This is a genomic window from Agromyces sp. NPDC058104, from assembly GCF_042884835.1.
Classification (GTDB): domain Bacteria; phylum Actinomycetota; class Actinomycetes; order Actinomycetales; family Microbacteriaceae; genus Agromyces.
Window position 1 is genome coordinate 743683 of the sequence record NZ_JBHVTD010000002.1, and the last position, 22432, is coordinate 766114.

Below are 22432 nucleotides of genomic sequence, written 5' to 3' on the forward strand. Positions count from 1 at the left end.
CATCGCATGGGCGAGGCATACATCTACGACGCGGTGCGTACGCCGCGCGGCAGGAACCGGGGCGGCGCGCTCCGCGGCACCAAGCCGGTCGACCTCGTCGTCGGCCTCATCGACGCCGTGATCGAGCGCAACCCCGGCCTCGATCCGGCCGCCATCGACGATCTCGTGCTCGGGGTCGTCTCGCCGGTCGGCGAGCAGGGAGGCGACATCGCCCGCACCGCCGCGCTCGTCGCGGGCCTCCCCGAGACCGTCGCGGGCGTGCAGCTCAACCGCTTCTGCGCCTCGGGCCTCGAGGCGGTCAACGTCGCCGCGCAGAAGGTCGCCTCGGGCTTCGAGGACCTGGTGATCGCGGGCGGCGTCGAGTCGATGTCGCGGGTGCCGATCGGCTCCGACGGGGGCGCCTACGCGCAGGACCCGACGACGAACTACGACCTCCACTTCGTGCCGCAGGGCATCGGCGCCGACCTCATCGCGACGATCGACGGATTCTCCCGCGACGACGTCGACGCCTACGCGGCCGAGTCGCAGCGCCGCGCCGAACAGGCCTGGAGCAACGGCTGGTTCGACCGCTCGGTCGTGCCGGTGCGCGACCGGAACGGCGTCACCCTGCTCGCCACCGACGAGCACCGCCGCCCCGGCACGACCACCGCGACCCTCGGCGAGCTGCCGGCCTCGTTCGCCGCCCTCGGCGAGAACGCCGGCTTCGACGCGGTCGCCCTGCAGAAGTACCACGCCCTCGAGCGCGTCGCGCACGTGCACACGGCCGGCAACTCCTCGGGCATCGTCGACGGCGCCGCCCTCGTCGTCGTCGGCAGCCGCGAGGTCGGCGAGCGCTTCGGCCTGGCCCCGCGCGCCCGCATCGTCGCGACGGCCGTCACGGGCTCCGAGCCGACGATCATGCTCACCGGCCCGACCCCCGCGACGCGCAAGGTGCTCGACCGGGCCGGGCTCACCGTCGACGACATCGACCTCTTCGAGCTCAACGAGGCCTTCGCGGCCGTCGTCATGCGCTGGATGGGCGACCTCGACATCCCGCACGAGAAGGTCAACGTCAACGGCGGCGCGATCGCCATGGGGCACCCCCTCGGCGCCACCGGTGCGATGATCCTCGGCACCCTGCTCGACGAGCTCGAGCGCCGAGACCTCCGGCGCGGGCTGGCGACGCTCTGCGTCGGCGCCGGCATGGGCATCGCGACCGTCATCGAGCGGGTCTGACCGCCGCGCACCCCCGCGGAACGAACTGAGAAGAGGCATCCATGACCAGCACCATCGAGGACGTGCGCGTGGCCGAGGGCTACGCCTGGCAGCAGCACGACGACGGCATCGTCGTCATCACCCTCGACGACCCCGACAGCGTCGTCAACACCATGAACGCGCATTTCGTCGCCTCGCTGCGCGCGACCGTCGACCGGCTCGAGGCCGAGCGCGAGGGCATCACCGGGGTGATCCTCGTCTCGGCCAAGCGCAGCTGGTTCGCCGGCGGCGACCTCAACCTGCTGCGCGCGGCCGACCCGGCGAACTCGGCGGCCGAGACCGCCCACATCGACGCGGTGAAGCACGACATGCGGCGCCTCGAGCTGCTCGGCCGGCCCGTGGTCGCGGCCATGAACGGCACCGCGCTCGGCGGCGGTCTCGAGGTCGCCCTCGCCTGCCACCGACGCATCGCGGTCGACGCGAAGGGCGCGCAGTTCGGCGTGCCCGAGGTGACCCTCGGCCTGCTGCCCGGCGGCGGCGGCATCACCCGACTCGTGCGCATGCTGGGGCTTCAGCGGGCGCTCGCCGAGGTGATCCTGCCCGGCACGAAGTTCGGCCCCCGCGATGCGCTGGCCGTCGGCATCGTCGACGAGCTGGTCGCGTCCGAGGCCGAGCTCGTGCCGGCCGCGAAGGCGTGGATCGCCGAGCACCCGACGGCGGCGAAGCCGTGGGACGAGCCCGGCTTCGCGCTCCCGGGCGGTGCGCCGACCTCGCCCTCCGTGGCATCCATGCTGCCCGCGATGCCCGCGCTGCTGCGCAAGCAGCTCAAGGGCTCGCCCATGCCCGCGCCGCGCGCCGCGATGGCCGCCGCGGTCGAGGGCGCCCACGTCGACTTCGAGACCGCCTCGAAGATCGAGACCCGCTACCTCGTCTCGCTCACCCACACGCAGGTCGCGAAGAACATGATCAAGGCCTTCTTCTTCGACCTCCAGCACATCAACGCGGGCGGCAGCCGCCCCGACGGGTTCCCGAAGCACACGGCCCGCAAGGTCGGCGTCATCGGCGCCGGCATGATGGGCGCGGCGATCGCGTACGTCTCCGCCAGGGCGGGCATCGAGGTGGTGCTGAAGGACGTCTCGACCGACGCCGCCGAGCGCGGCAAGGACTACTCGCGCGGGCTCGAGGAGCGTGCGCTCGCCCGCGGGAAGACCACGCCCGAGCGCTCGGCCGAACTGCTCGCCCGCATCACGCCGACCGGCGACGCGGCCGACTTCGCGGGCGTCGACTTCGTGATCGAGGCCGTGTTCGAGTCGGTGCCCGTCAAGCAGGGCGTGTTCCACGAGATCCAGCACGTCGTCGAACCCGATGCCGTGCTCGGCTCGAACACCTCGACGCTGCCGATCTCGCTGCTCGCCGAGGGCGTCGATCGCAGCGACGACTTCATCGGCATCCACTTCTTCTCGCCCGTCGACAAGATGCCGCTCGTCGAGATCGTGCGCGGCGAGCGCACGAGCGACGAGGTGCTCGCGAAGACCTTCGACTTCGTGCAGCAGATCCGCAAGACGCCGATCGTCGTGAACGACGCCCGCGGCTTCTTCACCTCGCGCGTGATCGGCGAGTTCATCGCCGAGGCCGTCGCCGCCGTCGGCGAGGGGGTCGAGCCCGCGTCGATCGAGCAGGCCGCCCTCCAGGCCGGCTACCCGGCCGGGGCGCTGCAGCTGCTCGACGAGCTCACCCTCTCGCTCACGCAGAAGATCCGTCGCGAGACGCAGGCGGCCGTCCTCGCCGAGGGCGGCGAGTGGACCGAGCACGCCTCGCACGCCGTCGTCGACTGGATGATCGACGTCGAGGGGCGCACCGGCCGCAAGGCCGGACGCGGCTTCTACGACTACGACGCCGACGGCCGGCGCCTCGGCATCTGGCCCGGGCTGCGCGAGCGCTTCGGCTCGGGTCGCACCGAGCTGCCGCTCGTCGACCTGCAGGAGCGCATGCTCTTCGCCGAGGCGATCGACGCGATCCGCTGTCTCGACGACGGCGTGCTCACGAGCGTCGCCGACGCCAACATCGGCTCGATCTACGGCATCGGGTTCCCGGCGTGGACGGGCGGCGTGCTGCAGTACGTCAACCAGTACGAGGGCGGCCTCCAGGGCTTCGTCGAGCGGGCGCGGGAGCTCGCGGCGACGTACGGCGACCGCTTCCTGCCCCCGGCGTCGCTCGTCGAGCGCGTCGCTGCCGGCGAGACCTACGAGTAGGAGATCCGGATGCTCACCACGCGATTCACCGAGGCGCTCGGCATCGAGCACCCCGTCGTGCAGGGCGGCATGATGTGGGTCGGCCGCGCCGAGCTCGCCGCAGCCGTCTCCGAGGCGGGCGGCCTCGGCATCATCACCGCGCTCACCCAGCCGACGCCCGCCGACCTCGTGCGCGAGGTCGAGCGGGCGCGCACGATGACCGACAAGCCGATCGGCGTGAACCTCACGATCCTGCCGTCGATCAACCCGCCGCCCTACGACGAGTACCGCCGGGCCATCATCGACTCCGGGGTCACGATCGTCGAGACCGCCGGCTCCAACCCCGAGCCGCACGTCGAGGCGTTCGCGCCGCACGGCATCCGCGTGATCCACAAGTGCACGAGCGTGCGCCACGCTCTGAAGGCCGAGCGCGTCGGCGTCACGGCCGTGTCGATCGACGGCTTCGAGTGCGCGGGGCACCCCGGCGAGGACGACGTGCCCGGCCTGGTGCTCATCCCGGCCGCGGCCGACGCCCTCACGATCCCGTTCATCGCCTCCGGAGGCATCGCCGACGGGCGCGGCCTCGCCGCCGCCCTCGCGCTCGGCGCCGACGGCGTCAACATGGGCTCGCGGTTCATGTGCACGGTCGAGTCGCCGATCTCGCAGGTGGTGAAGGAGCGGATCGTCGAGGCGAGCGAGCTCGACACCAACCTCATCTTCCGGAGCCTGCGCAACACCGCGCGCGTCGCGAAGAACGCGGTGAGCGACGAGGTCGTCGAGATCCTCGCGCAGGGCGGCGAGTTCGCCGACATCCGCGAGCTCGTCGCCGGCGCTCGCGGTCGCAAGGTCTTCGAGGAGGGCGAGCTCGACGCCGGCATCTGGACGGTCGGGCTCGTGCAGGGGCTCATCCGCGACATCCCCCACGCGGGCGAGGTGGTGCGGCGCATCGTCGCCGACGCCGAGGAGGTGCTGCGCGCCCGGATCGCGCAGTTCGGGGTGCCGGTCACGGCGTGACCCCGTCACCTCACGGGCCGGTGCCGCGTCCCTCCCCGACGCGGTGCCGGCCCGCTCCGGCGGTTACCGCTGCGGCAGCGCCATGCCGTAGCGCACCATGTCCTGCGTGGCGCCGATGAGGTCCTCGAGGGTGCGGTGGCGCGGGTTCCACCACTCGGCCGCCCAGTTCATCGCCCCGAGCAGCAGCAGCCGCGACACCGAGATGTCGAGGTCGGGGCGCAGCTGTCCCGCGTCCATCGCATCGTTCAGCAGGTCGCGCCAGAGCTTCGCGTAGACGGCCTCCTCGGCCGCGGCCTTCGCGCGCAGGCCTTCGGGCACCTGGTTCGCGTTGCGGATCGAGGCGGTCGTGTAGTCGGAGATGAGCAGCTCGTAGCGCAGGTGCGCCTCGACGGCGGTGAGGATGCGATCGAGGGGCGTCGTCTCGGCGGGCAGCGCCGCGAGCTCGTCGACGACGTGCAGGTGCACCCGCGCCGCACCGACCCACATGACCTCTTCGATGAGCTCGTCGCGCGAGGCGAAGTGGTAGTAGATCGTCGGGGCCTGCAGGTTCGCGTGCGCGGCGACGTCGACGAGTCGCGTTCCCGCGTAGCCCTTGCGGCTCAGCACGTGCGCGGCGGAGTCGAGGATGCGCTCGCGCGTGCGCGCCGACTTGCTCGCCGTCTTGCCCGCGAGCGTCTTCGTCGGTGCCGCTGCGTCGTCGTCGACCGGATTCGCCATGATTTCGAATCATAGTTAGATTTCGTGGCGCGGGGGAGGGGGCGGCAGGCGGTCGCGGTCGCCGCACCCGTGCGAGACTGCCCGGATGACCGACATCGAGCTCGCCCGCATCGAGGCGGGCAGCGTCACCCTGCACGACGCCCGCCGCAGGGTGCGCCGGACCGTCGAGCTCGAGCCGTTCGAGATCGGGGTGTACCCGGTGACCCAGGCACAGCTCGGCGAGCTGCTCGGCGAGACCGCCGCGCATCCGCGGAGGCCGGCCGGCGACGTCAGCTGGCTCCGCGCCGTGCGGTTCTGCAACGCGGCCTCCGAGTGGGAGGGCCTCGACCCGGCGTACTCGTTCGACGGCGAAGCGGTCGCATGGCACGTCGACTCCGACGGCTACCGGCTGCCCACCGAGGCCGAGTGGGAGTACGCCTGTCGTGCCGGCTCGACCGGTCCGCACTACGGGCCGCTCGCCGAGGTCGCCTGGACCGCCGCGGACGGCGTGACCACGCCACAGCCGATCGGGGGCCGGCTGCCGAACCTCAACGGCCTCTTCGACACGCTCGGCAACGTGTGGGAGTGGTGCTGGGACCTGCTGGACCCCGCCCGCTACGACGACTACCGCGTCTTCCGCGGCGGCGGCTTCGCCGACGACGCCTGGAGCGTACGGGCGTCGACCCGTCGCGGCGGCGCGCCGCGCATGCACCACGAGGACCTCGGGTTCCGCGTCGCCCGCGGCGGCTTCGACGGGGAGGACGCCGCCCAGGGCTGGTCGGCGGCCGCCGACCGCGAGCGCGCCGAGGTCGACGGGCCGCTGCCGCCCGGCTGGACGCCGCGGCGCTGAGGAGTCGGGGCCGAGGAGCCGGGCCGAAGGGCAGCCGGCTCGCCGAACGCCGGAAGGCCCGACACCTCGTTCGAGGTGCCGGGCCTTCCTGTTCGAGCGATCGCGTGCGGTCAGACGCGAACCCCGCGCGCCACCGCGTCGCCGAGCGCGTCGGCGTCGAGGGCGAAGAGGTCGCGCGAACCGGCCGTCGCGGCGCCGACGAGACCCGCGGCCTGCGGCAGCAGCTGCTCGGCGTAGAAGCGGGCGAGCGGCAGCTGCGTCTCGGCGATGCCGTCGGCGTCGAGGCCGCGGGCGGCCAGTGCCGACTTCGCGAGCAGCCAGCCGCCGATGACGAGGCCCCAGATGCGCTGGTACGGGCTCGAGCCCGAGAGCACCGCGTTCGGGTCGGTCGCGCCGGTGCGGAGCATCCACGCGGTGGTCTGCTCGAGCGCGTCGAGCTGCGCGTTCAGGTTGCTGCGGATCGAGGCGAACTCCTCGCCCGCGGCGGCCAGCTCGGCGTCGAGCCCGCGCATGCTCGCGATGAACTCGAGGGCGCTCGCGCCGTCTCGCACGGGGAGCTTGCGGGCCACGAGGTCGGCGGCCTGGATGCCGTTGGTGCCCTCGTAGATCGCGGCGATGCGCACGTCCCGGTAGTGCTGGGCGGCCCCGGTCTCCTCGATGAAGCCCATGCCGCCGTGGATCTGCAGCGCGAGCGAGGTGAGCTCGTTGCCGAGGTCGGTGCCGAACGACTTGCAGATCGGGGTGAGCAGTCCCACGATCTCGTTGGCGCGGGCGCGCACGGCGGGGTCGGGGTTGTTCGTCGACTGGTCGGTGTACGTCGCGTTCAGCAGCATCATGCGGCGCATCGCGGCGATGTACGCCTTCTGCGTCATGAGCATGCGTCGCACGTCGGGGAAGTCGATGATCGGGGAGTCGCTGGTCGCGCCGACCGCGCGGCCCTGGATGCGCTCCTGCGCGTAGTCGAGCGACTGCTGGTAGGCGCGCTCGGCGACGGCGAGGCCCTGCGTGCCGACCGAGAGGCGGGCGCTGTTCATCATGACGAACATGATGCGCATGCCGATGTTCTCCTCGCCGATGAGGTAGCCGGTCGCGTCCTCGTAGGAGAGCACGCACGTGGGCGAGCCGTGGATGCCCATCTTGTGCTCGACGCCGACGGTGTGGACGCCGTTGCGCTCGCCGAGCGAGCCGTCGTCGTTCATGAGGAACTTCGGCACGATGAAGATCGAGATGCCCCGGGTGCCGGCGGGCGCGTCGGGCGTGCGGGCGAGCACGAGGTGCACGATCTGCTCGCTCATGTCGTGGTCGCCGAAGGTGATGAAGATCTTCTGGCCGGTGATGCCGTAGGTGCCGTCGGCGCGCTTGACGGCCTTCGTCGTGAGGGCGCCCACATCGCTGCCGGCGTGCGGCTCGGTGAGGTTCATGGTGCCCGACCACTCGCCCGAGACCATCTTCGGCAGCCACTGCTGCTTCTGCTCGTCGCTGCCGTAGTGCAGGAGCGCCTCGATCGCGCCCTGCGTGAGCAGCGGGGCCAGTGAGAACGCCATGTTGGAGGTCATCATGAGCTCCTGGATGGCGAGGCCGACCGAGCGCGGGAAGTTGCCGCCGCCGTACTCCTCGGGCAGCGGGACCGAGCCCCAGCCGGCGTCGACGTAGGCGGCGTAGGCCTCCTTGAATCCGGTCGCCGTCGTGACGGTGCCGTCGGGGTTCAGCGTCGAACCCTCGAGGTCGCCGGCGCGGTTGGTCGGGGACACCACCTCGGCCATGAAGCTGCCGACCTCGTCGAGGATCTCGGAGACCGTCTCCAGGTCGGCGTGCTCGAATCCGGGCAGCTGTGCGACGGCGTCGTAGTCGACGACGTGCTCGAGGGCGAAGGCGATGTCTGCAACAGGGGGTCGGAATCCGCTCATGCCCGCAGCGTAACCCCGGCACGCCGAGCGCCCGCCCGGAACTGTGGGGGTTCCACGAGGCATCCGTCGCCCGCTCAAACGGCTTTGGCGATACACCACAAAAGAGTGCCGTTTCCAGGCAAGCAAGTGCTTGGTTAGGATGGAGCGACTCGCGTGCACAAGGGAGCGGAATGAAGATCGTCGTCCTGGTCAAGGAGGTCCCCGACACCTACGGGGACCGCAAGCTGAACCTGCAGACCGGCCTCGCCGATCGTGCGGCGAGCGACACCGTGCTCGACGAGATCGGCGAACGCGCCCTCGAGGTCGCGCTGTCGTACGCCGACGCGAACCCCGGCACCGAGGTGGTCGTGCTCTCCATGTCGCCCGAATCGGCGGCGGCGACGGTGCGGAAGGGCCTCGCCATGGGAGCGTCCTCGGCCGTGCAGCTCGTCGACGAGGCGCTCGTCGGCGCCGACCTCGGGCTCACCGCCGAAGCGCTCGCCGCGACGCTGCAGCACATCGGGTACGACCTGGTGATCGCGGGCAACGAGTCGACCGACGGCTCGGGCGGCGTGCTGCCGGCGATGATCGCCGAACTCCTCGATGTGCCGAACGCGACGAGCCTGAACACGGTCGAGATCGCCGACGGCGAGGTGCGCGGCGAGCGCGCCAGCGACCACGGCACGATGCAGGTCACGGCGTCGCTCCCCGCGGTGGTCTCGATCACCGAACGCCTGCCCGACGCCCGGTTCCCGAACTTCAAGGGCATCATGGCCGCGAAGAAGAAGCCGTTCGAGACCCTCTCGCTGGCCGAGGTCGGCGTCGAGGCCGACACCGTCGAGGCGTCGCGGTCGATCATGATCTCGCTCGCCGAGAAGCCGCCGCGCACGGCGGGAACCAAGATCGTCGACGAGGGCGACGCCGGGGAGCGCCTCGCCGAGTACCTCGTCCAGAACCGGCTCGCGTAAGGAACCGACGATGACTGACTACCAGGCCGACTCGATCCTCGTCCTCCTCGACGTCCTGCCCTCCGGTGGGCTCACCAAGAGCGCTGCGGGGCTCCTCGGCGCCGCAGCCGGCGTCGGCACGCCCGTCGCCCTGCTCGTCGCCGCGGCCGGCGAGGGCGAGCAGGCCGCGACGGATGCCGCCGCGCTCGGCGCGGCCCACGTGCTCGTGGCCGAGCACGCCGAGGCCGGCGCGCAGCTGACCGTGCCCGCCGCCGACGCCCTCGCCGCGGCGGCCGACGTCGTGCGACCCGATGCCGTGCTCGTCTCGAACTCCATCGAGGGGCGCGAGGTCGCGGCGCGCTTCGCGGCTCGTTCCCGCTCGGGCCTCGCCGTCGACGCCGTCGGGGTCTCCCGCGACGCCGAGGGCGTCGTCGCCCACCACTCCGTCTACGGCGGCGCCTACAACGTCGACTCGGCCGTCACCTGGGGCGCCCCCGTCATCACCGTTCGCGAGGGTGCCGTCGACGCCCGCGCGGAGGCGCGGCCCGCCTCGATCGAGCGGCTCGCGGTCGAGGCATCCGGCCGCCGTGCCGCGGTGATCGGCAGCGTCGAGGAGGCCGTCGTCACCTCGTCGCGCCCCGAGCTGCGCGGCGCGGCGAAGGTCGTCTCGGGCGGCCGGGGTCTCGGGTCGGAGGAGCAGTTCGCACTCGTCGACCAGCTCGCCGACGTGCTCGGCGCCGCGGTCGGCGCCTCGCGGGCGGCCGTCGACGCGGGCTACGTGCCGCAGTCGTACCAGGTCGGCCAGACCGGCGTCTCGGTCTCGCCGCAGCTCTACATCGCCCTCGGCATCTCGGGCGCGATCCAGCACCGGGCCGGAATGCAGACGGCGAAGACGATCGTCGCGATCAACAAGGACGCGGACGCCCCGATCTTCGAGATCGCCGACTTCGGCGTCGTGGGCGACCTGTTCACGGTCGTGCCGCAACTGATCGCCGCGCTCGAGGCGCGGAAGGCGTAGCACCCGATGGCGACGTACGGGCGAACGACGCGGCAGGGCCTGCCCCGTGTGGCGGGCGGCGATCCCTGGCCGCCGGTGACCGAGCTTTCGGCGGCGGCTCCGGCCGAGGCGCCGCCGGGCGCGGCCGCGACGGCGACCGTGGACGGCGCGGCCGCCGTGGCGGATCGGGCGCCGTTGACGGCCGCACCCGTCACCGCTGCCGCCGCCGCCGTCGCGACGGCGCGCACGGCGCGCACGCTGCGCCGCGGACTTCCGCGCACGCCCGGCGGCGAGCCCTGGCCGCCCGCATCCGCAGCGCCCGTGGCGGCGAGCGCTGCCGCCGGTCGCGCAGCCCCGAACTCGACGGCCGTCGCCGCTCCCGCCGAGGCCGCCCCGTCTGGCGGAGCCCCCGCGACCGCGGCAGCCGCGGCAGCCGCGGCACCCGCAGCGACGCAGCCCGCCGCGACCGTCGTCGCCGGGGGAGTCGTCCTGCGCCGCGGACTCCCGCGCACGCCCGACGGCGAGCCCTGGCCCCCGGCCGGCACGGCCCCCGTGCGACCCGAGCGGGTGGTGGCGGCGCCGGTCGAGGTCCCGCCGGCGGTCGAGCCCGAGCCCGAGCCCGTCGCCGCGCCCGCGCCCGCTGCACCGGCGGCGGCCGCCGCGACGCCCGCGCCCGCGCCGGCGCCTCGGCCCGCCCCGACGCCGCAGCCGCGGCGTGCGGCGGTCGCCGTGGCATCCGCCCGCCCTGACGCCGCGCCGTGGCCGAAGCGCTACGGACCGTACACCCGGGCCGAGTGGGCCGGCGGCCTCGCCATCGGCGGCTTCGGCCTGCTGCTCGCCGCGACCGGGGTCGTCGTCGTGGTCAACTGGCTGCTCGCCCTCGCGCCGATGCAGGACTTCATCGCCACGTATCCGGGGGAGTACCACCTGCCCGAGTCGGCGCCGGTCGGCATCCCCGCGTGGATCGGCTGGCAGCACTTCTTCAACGTGTTCCTGATCGTGCTCATCATCCGCTCGGGCCTGCAGGTCCGCACGCAGAAGCGGCCGACCGCGTTCTGGTCGCCGCGGTGGAACGCGAAGCGGAAGATCAGCCTGTCGCTGTGGTTCCACCAGTCCCTCGACATCCTGTGGCTCGTCAACGGCCTCGTGTTCGTCGTGCTGCTCTTCGCGACCGGGCAGTGGATGCGGATCGTGCCGACCAGCTGGGAGGTCTTCCCGAACGCGATCTCGGCGCTGCTCCAGTACCTGTCGCTCGACTGGCCGACCGAGAACGGCTGGGTGAACTACAACAGCCTGCAGCAGATCGCCTACTTCGTCACCGTCTTCGTCGCGGCGCCGCTCGCGGTGATCACCGGCGTGCGGATGTCGGGCCTCTGGCCGAAGAACGCGAAGACGCTGAACCGCATCTACCCGGTCGAGTGGGCCCGGGCCGTGCACTTCCCGGTCATGCTCTACTTCGTGCTCTTCATCATCGTGCACGTCGGGCTCGTCTTCGCGACCGGCGCCCTGCGCAACCTCAACCACATGTACGCCAGCCAGGACGTCGTGAACTGGACGGGGTTCTGGATCTTCGTCGGCTCGCTCGCGGTGATCGCCGCCGCGTGGGTCGCGGCGCGACCGCTCGTGCTCGCGCCCATCGCGCGGCTGTTCGGCAAGGTCAGCGGGCGCTGACGTGGGCGACGCACCGGGCCGGCGCGACGAGATCCTCGCGATCGCGACGAGGCAGATCGCCTCGCGCGGCTACTCGTCGACGACCGTCCGCGACATCGCCGACGAGGCCGGCATCCTCTCGGGCAGCCTGTACCACCACTTCTCGTCGAAGGAGGCGGTGCTGCAGGAGATCCTGCGCTCCTTCATGGGCGACACGCTCGCGCACTTCGAGCGGATCGTCGCGAGCGAGGGCAGCCATCGCGAGCACCTCGACCAGCTCGTCGAGCACGCCTTCCTCACGATCGAGCAGCGCCCCGACGAGGTGAGCATCTACCAGAACGAGACCGGGTTCCTGATGACCCAGCCCGGCTTCGAGTTCCTCGTCGAGGGGGCGGCGCGCATCGAGGAGCTCTGGCTCGAGCAGATCACGGCGGGCCAGCGCGACGGCGTCTTCCGGGAGTCGATCGACCCCCGACTCGCCTTCCGCTTCATCCGCGACGCCGTCTGGTCGACGGTGCGCTGGTACCGCCCGGGCGGCAGCCACACGGCGGCGAGCGTCAGCGCGAACTACCTCGAGCTGCTGCACTCGGGGCTGCTCACGAGCTGAGCGCCAGCAGCCGTCGGGCGATGATCATGCGCATCACCTCGTTCGTGCCCTCGAGGATCTGGTGCACGCGCAGGTCGCGCACGACCCGCTCGATGCCGTACTCCGAGAGATAGCCGTACCCGCCGTGCAGCTGCAGGGCGCTGTTCGCGACGGCGAAGGCGGCATCGGTCGCGAACCGTTTGGCCATCGCGCACCTCGCGGAGGCGTCGGGGTCGCGAGCATCGATCGCGGCGGCCGCGTCGTGCACGAGCAGGCGCGCGGCGTGGAGCTCGGTCGCCATGTCGGCGAGCGCGAACCCGATCGACTGGTGCTCGGCGAGCGGGTGCCCGAAGGTCTCGCGCTCGCGCACGTAGCGCAGCGTGCGGTCGAGCGCCCACTGGGCGCCGCCGAGCGAGCAGGCCGCGATGTTCACCCGGCCGCCGTCGAGCCCCGACATCGCGATCGCGAAGCCGTCGCCCTCCTCGCCGAGGCGGTTGCCGACCGGAACGCGCACGTCGTCGAGCACGACCTGGCGCGTCGGCTGGGCGTTCCAGCCCATCTTCTTCTCCTCGGCCCCGAACGAGAGGCCGGATGCCTCGCCGGGGACGACGATCGCGCTGATCCCGTGCGAGCCCGCGCCGCCGGTGCGGGCGAAGACGAGGTAGACCGCCGACGAGCCCGCGCCCGAGATGAACTGCTTCACCCCGTTCAGCACGTACTCGTCGCCGTCCCGCCGTGCTGAGGTGGTCACCGCGGCCGCGTCGGACCCCGCCGACGGCTCGGTCAGGCAGTAGCTGCCGCGGTCGACGAGCGAGCTCATGCCGGGCAGCCACCGCTCGCGCTGCTCCCGGTCGCCGTATCGGTCGATCATCCACGCCACCATGTTGTGGATGGACAGGTACGCGGCGATGGCCGTGTCGCCCTTGGCGAGCTCCTCGAACGCGAGCGCGGCGGTGAACCTGCCCAGGGCCGACCCGCCGACGTCCTCGGCGACGTAGATGCCGCCGAGGCCGAGCCGGCCCGCTCGTTCGAGGGTGTCCACCGGGAAGTGCTTGGTCTGGTCGCGCTCGTTCGCGAACGGGGCGAGCTCGGCCGCCGTGAACTCGCGGACCGCGGCCACGATCGCGAGCTGATCCTCTGAGAGTGCGTTCGACATGGCTCGCATCAGCCCTTCCTCGGTGCCCGCGAGGCCGAGCCTAGCCGGGCGGGCGGCGATCCACGAGGAGTCGGCGTGCGAGCCGACTGGCACGATCTGGGCGCAGGATCCGCGAAGGGCGCGTACTGTGGATGCGGGGTCGTCGCCGTCGCGTTCGAACGAGCGACCACGGTCGGCCCCGCGGGCACCCTGAACCAACGCCCGAACGGAGCAACGATGTCCTGGGACGACGATTTCGACGCCGACGATGCCGGCGAGCGTCGTCCAGCCCGCACGGCGGGCGGCTGGCGGAAGGCGATCGGCCGCGTCGCGATGTACCTGGGCGCGACGGTCGGCGTCGTCGCGCTCGTGGCCGGCGTCGTCGTGGCCGTGAATCTTATCGGCACGGCACGCAACCCCGACGGGTTCGCCGCTCCGGCCGCCTACGGTTCGTACGTCGCCCTGCCGCCCACCACCGCGCAGCCCGACGAGCTCGACCGGTCCGAAGGCGATCCCTCTGCCGACGGGGGCACCGCGTCGCCCGAGGATCCCGCAGACGTGTCCGGCTCCGGTCCCAAGCGACTGCCGATGCCCGTGATCGACGGCGACTGGCTCGAGACCGTCGCCGACGCGACCGGCATCCCGGTGCGGGCGCTCGCGGCCTACACGCTCGCCCACGTCGCAGTCGCCCAGGAGGAGCCGCAGTGCGGGGTCGACTGGGCGACGATCGCCGCGATCGGGTCGATCGAGTCGGATCACGGCCGTCACGGCGACTCGTCGCTCGGCGAGTCGGGCGACGTCCGCCCGCCGATCATCGGCCGCGCACTCGACGGCGACGGGGTCGCCACGATCCACGACACCGATGACGGCGTCCTCGACGGCGACGCCACGTGGGATCGCGCCGTCGGGCCGATGCAGTTCATCCCCTCGACCTGGGACCGGTGGGCGAGCGACGCGAACGGCGACGACGTGGCGGACCCCCATCAGATCGACGACGCCGCCCTCACGACGGCTCGCTACCTGTGCGTGGCGGGCTCCATGGCGAGCGCCGAGGGCTGGCGCACGGCGGTGTACTCGTACAACCACGACAACGACTACGTCGACAAGGTGGCGCGGGTCGCGCAGGAGTACGCGGACGCGGTCGGCTGACGCGCGCAACGGCCCGGTCGACGCTCGGCGGGTCGCATCGCCCGGTCAGCGCTCGGCGTCGTAGGCCTCGCGGGCGTCGAGGATGTCGGCGCGGTGGGCGGCGGCCCATCGGGCGAGCTCGATGACGGGCTCGGAGAGCGAGCGGCCGAGCGGGGTCGCCGCGTACTCGACGCGGGGCGGGATCTCGGGGTAGCTCGTGCGCGTGACGAGGCCGTCGCGCTCGAGGCTGCGCAGCGTCTGCGTGAGCATGCGGTGCGAGATGCCGTCGATCTTGCGCTGCAGTTCGGTGAAGCGCAGGGGGCCGTCGTGCAGCACGCCGATGACGAGCATGCTCCACTTGTCGCCGACTCGGGCGAGGATCTCGCGGATGAGCCCGCTCGCCGGGTTGTCGACGCTGCACGCGGCGGTGCCCTCGTGCCCGAACGGGGCGTCGACGGGCGGGGTGAGCAGGGGGCGCGGGGACGGACTCGGCATGCACGGCTCCTTTCGCAGGCCCGATACGCACCTCGAGGTGCGCGACGCACGGAGAAGTGCCGGGCGCTCGAGGAATACGATACCCGATCGTGCGTTACGAACTGTTCGTAACCGAGAAGGGAACCCCCATGATCATCGCCCTCTGGATCGTCACCGCCGTGCTCGCCCTCGCCTTCGTGATGGCCGGCACCATGAAGGTCGTCACCCCGTACGAGCGCGTCGGGGAGAAGATGTCGTGGGTCGAGGTCGTGAATCCCGCCCAGCTCAAGGGGATCGGCGCGCTCGAGGTGATCGGCGCGCTCGGCCTGATCCTGCCCGCGGCGACGGGCATCGCACCCTGGCTGACGCCGATCGCCGCCTTCGGGCTCGCCGGCATGATGGCCGTCGCGGTCGGCCTCCACCTCCGTCGTCGCGAGCCCTTTGCCCCGAGCCTCGTGCTCGGCATCGTCGCGGTCGCGATCGGCACGGGCTGGCTCGTCTTCGCCTGAGCCGGGCGCGCCTCACCGTCGGTCCGGCGTGCGGGGCCGGACGGCCGTCGCGACTGCGGTCGCGGTCGCAAGCTCGGCCGCCGCCTCGACCAGGATCTCGCGGAGGCGGGCGAGCGCCGGCGGCTGCCCGTCGCCGCGGGTGACGAAGGCGAGACGCCGCATCCCGAGCTCCTGCACCGACGGGCGCGCCACCACGCCGAACCCCGGCACGAGCGTCGACGGAACCGTGAGCGCGACGGCGAGGTCGGCCGCGACGAGGCCGTGGATCATGTTGAGGTCGTCGGTGCGGGTGAACACGTGCAGCTCCTGGCCGAGCGCGGCGCTCGCCCGGCGGAGCACCCGCTGGGACGCCTCGTCGTCGTTGCGGCTGCCGATCCAGTTGCGCCCGAGTTCGCCGAGGTCGAGCTCGTCGAGCCGGGCGAGGGGACTCCGGGCCCCCACGAGCACGTGGAACGGCTCGGACATGAGCAGGGTGGACTCGAGGTCGGGTGCGTCGAACGCCGGGTCGCCCTCGAGGTCGTAGATGATCGCCGCATGGAGGGCGCCCTCGCCGAGCATGCGCACGAGCTCGGTCGGCTCGCCCTCGACGAGCTCGACCTCGACGTGCATCGACTCCCGAAGCGCCCGGATCGCCTCGGGCAGGAGCCGGGAGCCGATCGAGGGGAAGGTGCCGACGACGAGCGTCATCGCGCCCGCGTCGCGGTAGGTGGCGACGAGTCGCTCGGCGTGCGCGACCCGCGCGAGGATCTGCTCGCCCTCCTCGGCGAGCAGCTCGCCGATCGGGGTCAGCCGCGCGCCCCGCGGCGTGCGCTCGACGAGGCGTGCGCCGAGGCGGGACTCGAGGGCGTCGAGGTGGTGCGTGACGGTCGGGACGCCGTAGTGGAGGGCGTTCGCCGCCTTCGTGAGGCTGCCGTTCGCGCGCACGGCGAGGATGACGCGGAGCTGCTGCAACGAGATCACTCATAGAGCGTATGTCGCTGTGGCACAGATTCACCCACTTCTCATGCCGCCCGAGGCTTCCTAGCCTGAACCTCATGTTCCACGCCGCACCGACGCAGCTCCCCACGCAGACCGAGGTCCCGTACGCCGATGCGCTCCGCGCGCTCGCCGCCGGCGACTGGCAGCACATCCACGTGCCCGCCCACCACGGCCACGCCGAGAACGCGCCCGGGATCGCCTCGTTCATCGGCGAGCAGGCGCTGCGCATGGACAAGCCGATGCTGTTCAGCGGCATCGACCAGGACAGCTGGCGCATGATCAACCCCGCGAAGCCGACGCCGCTCGCCCGCTCGCTCGAGCTCGCGGCCGACGCCTGGGGCGCCCGCCGCGCCTGGTTCCTCACCAACGGGGCGTCGCAGGGCAACCACATCGCGACGATGGTCGCCCGCGCGCTCGGCCGTGAGCTCGTCGTGCAGCGCGGCGTGCACTCGAGCGTCATCGACGGCATCGCCCACGGCGGCATCGACGCGCACTTCGTGCAGGGTGCGGTCGACAGCGCGCTCGGCTCGTCGCACGGGCTGACGGCCGAGCAGGTCGACGCCGCCCTCACCGCGCACCCCGCGAGCGGCGCCGTCTACCTCACGAGCCCCAGCTACTTCGGCGCCGTCTCCGACATCGCCGCGATCGCCGAGGTCGCCCACGCGCACGGCGTGCCCCTCATCGTCGACGAGGCCTGGGGCGCGCACTTCGGCTTCCACCCCGGACTGCCGACGAACGCCGCGCGGCTCGGAGCCGACCTCGTCGTCTCGAGCACGCACAAGGGCGGCGGCTCGCTCACCCAGTCGGCCATGCTCTTCCTCGGCGAGGGGCCGTTCGGGCAGCGCCTCGAGGGGCTCGTCGACCGCGTGCACCGCTCGTACCAGTCGACCTCGTCGAGCGCGCTCCTCATGGCCTCGCTCGACGAGGCCCGCCGCCGGCTCGTCGTCGACGGCGAGCGGTCGATCGGCGAGACGCTCGCCGCCGCCGACGCGATCCGCCGCGGCATCCGCGAGGGCGGTCGCTTCCGCGACGCGAGCGACGACATCCGCCGCAGCGCGGGCACCGTCGACCTCGACCCCTTCAAGATCGTCATCGACACCCGCGCCGGCGGCATCTCGGGCGGCGAGGCGCACCACCGGCTCATCCGCGATCACGGGGTCGTCGTCGAGCTCTCGACGCACTCCGCGATCCTCCTGCTGCTCGGCGCGACGAGCCGGGTCGACGTCGGTCGCTTCCTCGCCGCGCTGCACGCGCTGCCCGTGGTGGCCGAGAGCCTCAGCGACCCCCGCCCGCTGCCAGCCGTCGCGCCGCTCGCGATGAGCGTGCAGGACGCGTTCCTCAGCGAGACCGAGGTGATTCCGTGGGAGGAAGCGGTCGGCCGAATTTCGGCTGACGCGCTCGCCGCGTATCCTCCTGGTATCCCCAATGTGCTTCCCGGTGAACCGTTCACCCGCGAAGTGCTCGATTTCCTCCGCGCCACCGCTGCCGATGCCTCGGGCTACGTGCGCGGCAGCGTCGATCCCCGGCTCGACCGCGTGCGCGTCGTCGCCCGAGCCTGAGCCGGGCGCCGCGCCGGGTCAGACGCCCGGCGCGGGCCTCGAGCACCCCGCCCCGATCCGCACAGACGAAGGAGTCCCCCGATGACCGAAGCGGTATCGCCCCCCAGACCGACCGGCGCCTCGAGTGAGGCCCCGCCCGCCGAGCTCGAACGCGGGCTGAAGAACCGGCACCTCCAGCTGATCGCGATCGGCGGCGCCATCGGCACCGGCCTGTTCCTCGGCTCGGGCACCGTCATCAGCCTCACCGGCCCGTCGATCATCTTCGTGTACATGATCATCGGCGTCTTCGTGTTCTTCATCATGCGGGCGCTCGGCGAACTGCTGCTGTCGAACCTGCACTACAAGACCTTCGGCGACATCGCGAAGGACATGCTGGGCCCGTGGGCCGGGTTCTTCGTCTCGTGGACCTACTGGTTCTCGTGGGTGGTCGCCTGCGTCGCCGACATCGTCGCGATCACCGCGTACACGCAGTACTTCGCGCCCGACCTGCCCGTCTGGGTGCCGGCGCTCCTCACGGCGATCGGCCTCACGATCCTCAACCTGCAGCCGGTGAAGTGGTTCGGCGAGACCGAGTTCTGGTTCGCCATCGTGAAGATCGTCGCGATCCTCGGGCTCATCGCCGTCGGCATCGTGCTGATCGTGACGGGCTACACGAGCCCCGACGGCGTGCAGGCCTCGGTCACGAACCTGTGGGAGCACGGCGGGCTGTTCCCGCTCGGCGCCTCAGGCTTCATCATGGGCTTCCAGATGGGCGTGTTCGCCTTCATCGGCGTCGAACTCGTCGGCACCGCCGCCGCCGAGACGCAGAACCCGCGCCGCAACCTGCCGAAGGCGATCAACTCCATCGTCGTGCGCATCATCGTCTTCTACGTGGGCGCGATGGTCGTCATCATGAGCATCACGCCGTGGGACCGGATCGAGGCCGGCACGAGCCCGTTCACCTCGACCCTGCTGCTCGCGGGGTTCGGGGCGGCGGCCTTCGCCATCAACCTCGTCGTGCTCACCTCGGCGGCGTCGAGCGCGAACTCCGGGCTGTATTCCGGAACGCGCATGCTGTTCGGCCTCGCGAAGGACGGCCACGCCGCACGCGTCTTCGCGAAGGTCGACCGACGGTTCATCCCGCGCAACGCCGTCTTCTTCACCTGCGTGTTCCTCTTCGCGGCGATCCCGCTGCTCTACGCCGGCGACGGCGTCGTGCAGGCGTTCACCTTCGTGAGCTCGGTGTGCGCGAGCCTCGTGCTCTTCACCTGGGGATCGATCGTCGCGAGCCACCTCGTGTACCAGCGCCGCCACCCCGAGAAGCACGCGGCCTCGGCGTTCCGCATGCCGTTCGCGAAGGTCACGCCGTGGCTCGTGTTCGCCTTCTTCGCGTTCATCATCGTGACGCTGCTGCTCGGCGAGAGCACGCGCCCCGCGCTTCTCGCAGCCCCCGTCTGGTTCGTCGTGCTCGCGTTCCTGTGGATGCTCCGCCGTCGCCGCCTGCTCCGCGACGGGCTGCCGCTCACCGGGGCGATCCCGACGACCACGCACCCGCTCGACGAGGTCGACGCGGAGCACTGAGCCGGGCCTGCGACCTCCTTCGGGAAACGGGGGGAGGATGGTCGCAGGCCCATTCCCGAACCGCGGGGGCGGTGGTGCGGGGCACGGAGCGCGGGGAGACGCGGCACGGGCGACGACGGGACGCACGAGGGGCCGCCTGCTGGCTGAGGCCGCGGAGCCCGCCCGTCGCTCAGCGCAGCCAGACCGTCGTCGCGCCCGGCAGCGTGCCGTCGCCGGGCAGTGGGCCGCTCGCGACGAGCACCTCGCCGTCGGGCAGCGGCACGGCCTCGTCGCCGAAGTTCGTCACCGAGCGCCAACCGCCGGGCCGGGCGAAGGCGAGCGCCGTCGGCGCGGGGGCCTCGAGCCACTCGAGCGTCTCGGCGCCCTGCAGCTCGCGACGCAGCCGCAGCGCGTCGCGGTAGAGCTCGAGCGTCGAGCCCGGCACCCCTGCCTCGACGTCGACGGCGTAGCGGGCGAACCATTCGGGCTGCGGCAGGTGCGGGGCCGCGCCGCCGGCCGGGCCGAACCCGAACGAGGGTCCCTCCGCCGTCCAGGGCAGCGGGACGCGGCATCCGTCCCGGCCGACCTCGACGCCCGTGTTGCGGAAGAACACCGGGTCCTGCCGTTCGACGTCGGGGATCTCGCCGACCTCGGGCAGGCCGAGCTCCTCGCCCTGGTAGAGGTACGCCGAGCCCGGCAGCGCGAGCATGAGCAGCGTCGCCGCACGGGCGCGACGGAGGCCGAGCTCGGCGTCGACGAACTCGGGGTCGCCGCCCGCGAGCAGCCACGCCTTGCCCTCCGCGCCGGTCGGCGTGCCGCCCACGGCGCCCGACTCGTCGGTCAGGCCGTAGCGGGTCGCATGCCGCACGACGTCGTGGTTCGAGAACACCCACGTCGACGAGGCGCCCGTCGCGGCCGCCTCGGCGAGGTTCTTCGCGATCACCTCGCGGAAGCCCGCCGCCTCGAAGCCCGCCTGGAGCAGGTCGAAGTTGAACGCCTGGCCGAGCCCCTCGGGCGAGGCGTAGCGGGCGCGCCGGTCGGCGTGCACCCACGCCTCGGCGACCGCCGTGCGCGGCGGGTCGTACTCGTCGAACACGCGCCGCCACTCGGCGTAGACCTCGTGCACGTCGTCGCGGTCCCAGAGAGGGTGGGAGCCGTCGGCGAAGAGGTCGGCGCGGTGGATCGTCGCGAGGTCGTCGTGCGAGCCGTCCAGGTCCTTCTTCAGCCCGTGGGCGACGTCGACGCGGAAGCCGTCGACGCCCCGGTCGCTCCAGAACCGCAGCGTCCGCCGGAAGTCCTCGTGCACCTCGGGCAGCTCCCAGTTGAGGTCGGGCTGCTCCTTCGCGAAGAGGTGGAAGTACCACTGGCCCGGGGTGCCGTCGGGCTCGGTGACGCGCTCCCAGGCGCTGCCGCCGAAGATCGAGGTCCACGCGTTCGGCGGCAGTTCGCCGTTCGCGCCGCGCCCGTCGCGGAAGAGGTACCGCTCGCGCTCGGGCGAGCCCCGGCCTGCGGCGAGCGCCGCGCGGAACCACTCGTGCCGGTCGGAGCTGTGGTTCGGCACGATGTCGACGACCACCTTGATGCCCGCACCGTGCAGCGCGGCGACCATCTCGTCGAACTCGGCGAGGGTGCCGATCTTCGGATCGACGTCGCGGTAGTCGTCGACGTCGTAGCCGCCGTCGGCGAGCGCCGAGGGGTAGAACGGGCTGAGCCACACCGCGTCGACGCCGAGCTCGGCGAGGTAGGGCACCCGCGAGGTGATGCCGACGAGGTCGCCGATGCCGTCGCCGTTGCGGTCGGCGAAGCTGCGCGGGTAGATCTGGTAGACGGCCGCCTGGCGCCACCAGTTCGGGTCGGATGCCACGTGCTCGGCCTCGTTCGTCATGCGGTCCTCTCGGGGCACGGCGTTCGCCGCGCATCCCGCCATTCTTCACGAGGCGGTGGCGACGGGCTACGCCTCGTTCGGGGCGAGTCGCACCGTGACGCCGTAGCGGTGCTCGCCGACGACGGTGCCCACGATCTTCGGACCGTGGCGGTCGTACTTGCGGTGGTAGTCGGCGTCGAGCGGCGCGTTCGCCTCGGGGTCGCCGGGTTCGAACCGCACCTCGCGCTCGAGGCCGCCGGCGCGGATGCGGCCACGGCCGCTCGCGAGGGCGTGCCGGTACCAGGCGGCGTCGGGGCCGTACGCCGACCGGGTGTACAGCTCGTCGCCGGCCCTCGCGACCCACATCACGACGTACGGGCGGAGCGTGCCGTCGGCACGGTAGGAGGCGAGGCTCAGCTCCTCCGCGTCGCCGATCCTGTCGAGCTCGTCGGGGGTCCAGGCGGTCATGCGGGTGCTCCTTCGATCGCGGTCCGGCTCGTTCCATCCTGAACCCGGTGAGCGGCGCGCGCCAGCGCGCTCGCTACGGGCGAACCGCACGTCGTCGAACGCCCTGTCGGCGGGCGGTGAAGGCGCCTACCCTCGAACCATGGTCCAGGTCCGCGTGCTCGGCATCGCGCTCGACGCCGCGCAGCAGCACCTCGTGCTGCTGAAGCCGCTCGACGGCCTCGAGCCCGGCGCTCCGCGCGTGCTGCCGATCTGGATCGGCTCGCAGGAGGCGACCTCGATCCTCGTCGCGCTCGAGGGCGAGCGGCCGCCCCGCCCGCTCTCGCACGACCTCATCACGACGCTCTTCGCGACGCTCGACTCGCGGGTCGAGCGCGTCGACGTGACCCGCATCGAGAACGGCACCTTCTACGCGGAGCTCACGATCACCACCCCGAGCGGGCGGCAGGTCGTCGATGCGCGGCCGTCGGACGCGGTCGCCCTCGCGCTGCGGGCCGCGGCGCCGATCTTCGTCGCCGACGAGGTGCTCGACGAAGCGGCCGTCCCCGCCGCGTTCGCCGGTGAGGAGGAGGATGCCGCCGACGGCGGCTCGGGCGACGAGGGGCGAGACGACGAGGCCAAGCTCGCCGAGTTCAAGCGCTTCCTCGACGACGTCGACCCCGAGGACTTCCAGGGCTGAGCGGTCCGCCGGGGCCGGAGTCCGGCCGGCCTGCTGCGCGAGGCATCCGCA

20 protein-coding genes are annotated in these 22432 nt (G+C 72.4%); 13 read left to right on the forward strand and 7 right to left on the reverse strand.

What is annotated here, in order from left to right; genetic code table 11:
* Window positions 1-6 precede the first annotated feature (6 nt).
* The 3 genes from ACFVTH_RS11380 to ACFVTH_RS11390 are packed head-to-tail and all read left to right on the forward strand — an operon-like array spanning window position 7 to window position 4439.
* On the forward strand, window positions 7-1215 hold the full coding sequence (locus ACFVTH_RS11380) for an acetyl-CoA C-acetyltransferase (protein WP_387090621.1): 1209 nt from the start codon (window positions 7-9) through the stop codon (window positions 1213-1215).
* A gap of 41 nt (window positions 1216-1256) precedes the next feature.
* On the forward strand, window positions 1257-3446 hold the full coding sequence (locus ACFVTH_RS11385) for a 3-hydroxyacyl-CoA dehydrogenase NAD-binding domain-containing protein (RefSeq protein WP_387090624.1): 2190 nt from the start codon (window positions 1257-1259) through the stop codon (window positions 3444-3446).
* 9 nt (window positions 3447-3455) lie between these two features.
* Window positions 3456-4439 carry an NAD(P)H-dependent flavin oxidoreductase gene (locus ACFVTH_RS11390; RefSeq protein ID WP_387090626.1) on the forward strand — a complete coding sequence of 328 codons (984 nt, stop codon included), beginning with the start codon at window positions 3456-3458 and terminating at the stop codon, window positions 4437-4439.
* Between the two features lie 63 nt (window positions 4440-4502).
* Here the strand turns inward: ACFVTH_RS11390 and ACFVTH_RS11395 are convergent, their stop codons facing one another.
* Window positions 4503-5156 (reverse strand): TetR/AcrR family transcriptional regulator, encoded by a 654-nt coding sequence (locus tag ACFVTH_RS11395; protein WP_387090629.1) that lies wholly within the window; start codon window positions 5154-5156, stop codon window positions 4503-4505.
* An 85-nt stretch (window positions 5157-5241) separates the two neighbouring features.
* On the opposite strand from ACFVTH_RS11395, the gene ACFVTH_RS11400 reads away from it, so the two are divergent.
* Entirely contained in the window at window positions 5242-5985 is a 744-nt protein-coding gene (locus ACFVTH_RS11400) for a formylglycine-generating enzyme family protein (protein WP_387090632.1), read from the forward strand.
* Window positions 5986-6095: 110 nt separating this feature from the next.
* Here ACFVTH_RS11400 and ACFVTH_RS11405 read toward each other — a convergent pair whose 3' ends face one another.
* Entirely contained in the window at window positions 6096-7892 is a 1797-nt protein-coding gene (locus ACFVTH_RS11405) for an acyl-CoA dehydrogenase (protein ID WP_387090635.1), read from the reverse strand.
* A gap of 170 nt (window positions 7893-8062) precedes the next feature.
* Between ACFVTH_RS11405 and ACFVTH_RS11410 the strand changes: the two genes are divergently transcribed.
* Genes ACFVTH_RS11410 through ACFVTH_RS11425 form a run of 4 tightly spaced genes read left to right on the forward strand, consistent with a single transcriptional unit; the run spans window position 8063 to window position 12072 of the window.
* Complete coding sequence (locus ACFVTH_RS11410; protein ID WP_387090638.1) at window positions 8063-8839, forward strand: electron transfer flavoprotein subunit beta/FixA family protein; 777 nt, start codon at window positions 8063-8065, stop codon at window positions 8837-8839.
* A gap of 10 nt (window positions 8840-8849) precedes the next feature.
* Complete coding sequence (locus tag ACFVTH_RS11415; protein WP_387090641.1) at window positions 8850-9836, forward strand: electron transfer flavoprotein subunit alpha/FixB family protein; 987 nt, start codon at window positions 8850-8852, stop codon at window positions 9834-9836.
* Window positions 9837-9842: 6 nt separating this feature from the next.
* A complete protein-coding gene (locus ACFVTH_RS11420; protein WP_387090643.1) occupies window positions 9843-11486 on the forward strand; it encodes a cytochrome b/b6 domain-containing protein in 1644 nt (547 codons plus the stop codon).
* Between the two features lies 1 nt (window position 11487).
* Window positions 11488-12072, forward strand: a complete 585-nt coding sequence (locus ACFVTH_RS11425; RefSeq protein ID WP_387090645.1) for a TetR/AcrR family transcriptional regulator — start codon at window positions 11488-11490, stop codon at window positions 12070-12072.
* Here the strand turns inward: ACFVTH_RS11425 and ACFVTH_RS11430 are convergent.
* On the reverse strand, window positions 12062-13207 hold the full coding sequence (locus tag ACFVTH_RS11430; RefSeq protein WP_387091849.1) for an acyl-CoA dehydrogenase family protein: 1146 nt from the start codon (window positions 13205-13207) through the stop codon (window positions 12062-12064). The two genes, ACFVTH_RS11425 and ACFVTH_RS11430, sit on opposite strands and share 11 nt — an antisense overlap.
* A gap of 216 nt (window positions 13208-13423) precedes the next feature.
* On the opposite strand from ACFVTH_RS11430, the gene ACFVTH_RS11435 reads away from it, so the two are divergent.
* Window positions 13424-14335 (forward strand): lytic transglycosylase domain-containing protein, encoded by a 912-nt coding sequence (locus ACFVTH_RS11435; RefSeq protein ID WP_387090648.1) that lies wholly within the window; start codon window positions 13424-13426, stop codon window positions 14333-14335.
* A 45-nt stretch (window positions 14336-14380) separates the two neighbouring features.
* On the opposite strand, the gene ACFVTH_RS11440 is transcribed toward ACFVTH_RS11435, so the two are convergent.
* Window positions 14381-14809 carry a winged helix-turn-helix transcriptional regulator gene (locus tag ACFVTH_RS11440; RefSeq protein ID WP_387090651.1) on the reverse strand — a complete coding sequence of 143 codons (429 nt, stop codon included), beginning with the start codon at window positions 14807-14809 and terminating at the stop codon, window positions 14381-14383.
* Between the two features lie 128 nt (window positions 14810-14937).
* Here ACFVTH_RS11440 and ACFVTH_RS11445 point away from each other — a divergent pair, with 128 nt between their 5' ends.
* A complete protein-coding gene (locus ACFVTH_RS11445) occupies window positions 14938-15297 on the forward strand; it encodes a DoxX family protein (protein WP_387090654.1) in 360 nt (119 codons plus the stop codon).
* A 12-nt stretch (window positions 15298-15309) separates the two neighbouring features.
* Here the strand turns inward: ACFVTH_RS11445 and ACFVTH_RS11450 are convergent, their stop codons facing one another.
* Window positions 15310-16257: a LysR family transcriptional regulator gene (locus tag ACFVTH_RS11450; protein WP_387090656.1), complete on the reverse strand. Its 948-nt coding sequence runs from the start codon at window positions 16255-16257 to the stop codon at window positions 15310-15312.
* A 74-nt stretch (window positions 16258-16331) separates the two neighbouring features.
* Here ACFVTH_RS11450 and ACFVTH_RS11455 point away from each other — a divergent pair, with 74 nt between their 5' ends.
* Together ACFVTH_RS11455 and ACFVTH_RS11460 are read left to right on the forward strand one after the other, a co-directional pair.
* On the forward strand, window positions 16332-17834 hold the full coding sequence (locus ACFVTH_RS11455; RefSeq protein ID WP_387090660.1) for an aminotransferase class I/II-fold pyridoxal phosphate-dependent enzyme: 1503 nt from the start codon (window positions 16332-16334) through the stop codon (window positions 17832-17834).
* 81 nt (window positions 17835-17915) lie between these two features.
* Window positions 17916-19394 carry an amino acid permease gene (locus tag ACFVTH_RS11460; RefSeq protein ID WP_387090662.1) on the forward strand — a complete coding sequence of 493 codons (1479 nt, stop codon included), beginning with the start codon at window positions 17916-17918 and terminating at the stop codon, window positions 19392-19394.
* A gap of 169 nt (window positions 19395-19563) precedes the next feature.
* Here ACFVTH_RS11460 and ACFVTH_RS11465 read toward each other — a convergent pair whose 3' ends face one another.
* A complete protein-coding gene (locus tag ACFVTH_RS11465) occupies window positions 19564-21258 on the reverse strand; it encodes a glycoside hydrolase family 13 protein (protein ID WP_387090665.1) in 1695 nt (564 codons plus the stop codon).
* A gap of 66 nt (window positions 21259-21324) precedes the next feature.
* Window positions 21325-21705, reverse strand: coding sequence for a DUF2255 family protein (locus tag ACFVTH_RS11470; protein ID WP_387090668.1), 381 nt, complete (start codon window positions 21703-21705; stop codon window positions 21325-21327).
* Between the two features lie 139 nt (window positions 21706-21844).
* Between ACFVTH_RS11470 and ACFVTH_RS11475 the strand changes: the two genes are divergently transcribed.
* Window positions 21845-22381 carry a bifunctional nuclease family protein gene (locus tag ACFVTH_RS11475; protein ID WP_387090671.1) on the forward strand — a complete coding sequence of 179 codons (537 nt, stop codon included), beginning with the start codon at window positions 21845-21847 and terminating at the stop codon, window positions 22379-22381.
* The last annotated feature ends 51 nt before the right edge of the window (window positions 22382-22432 follow it).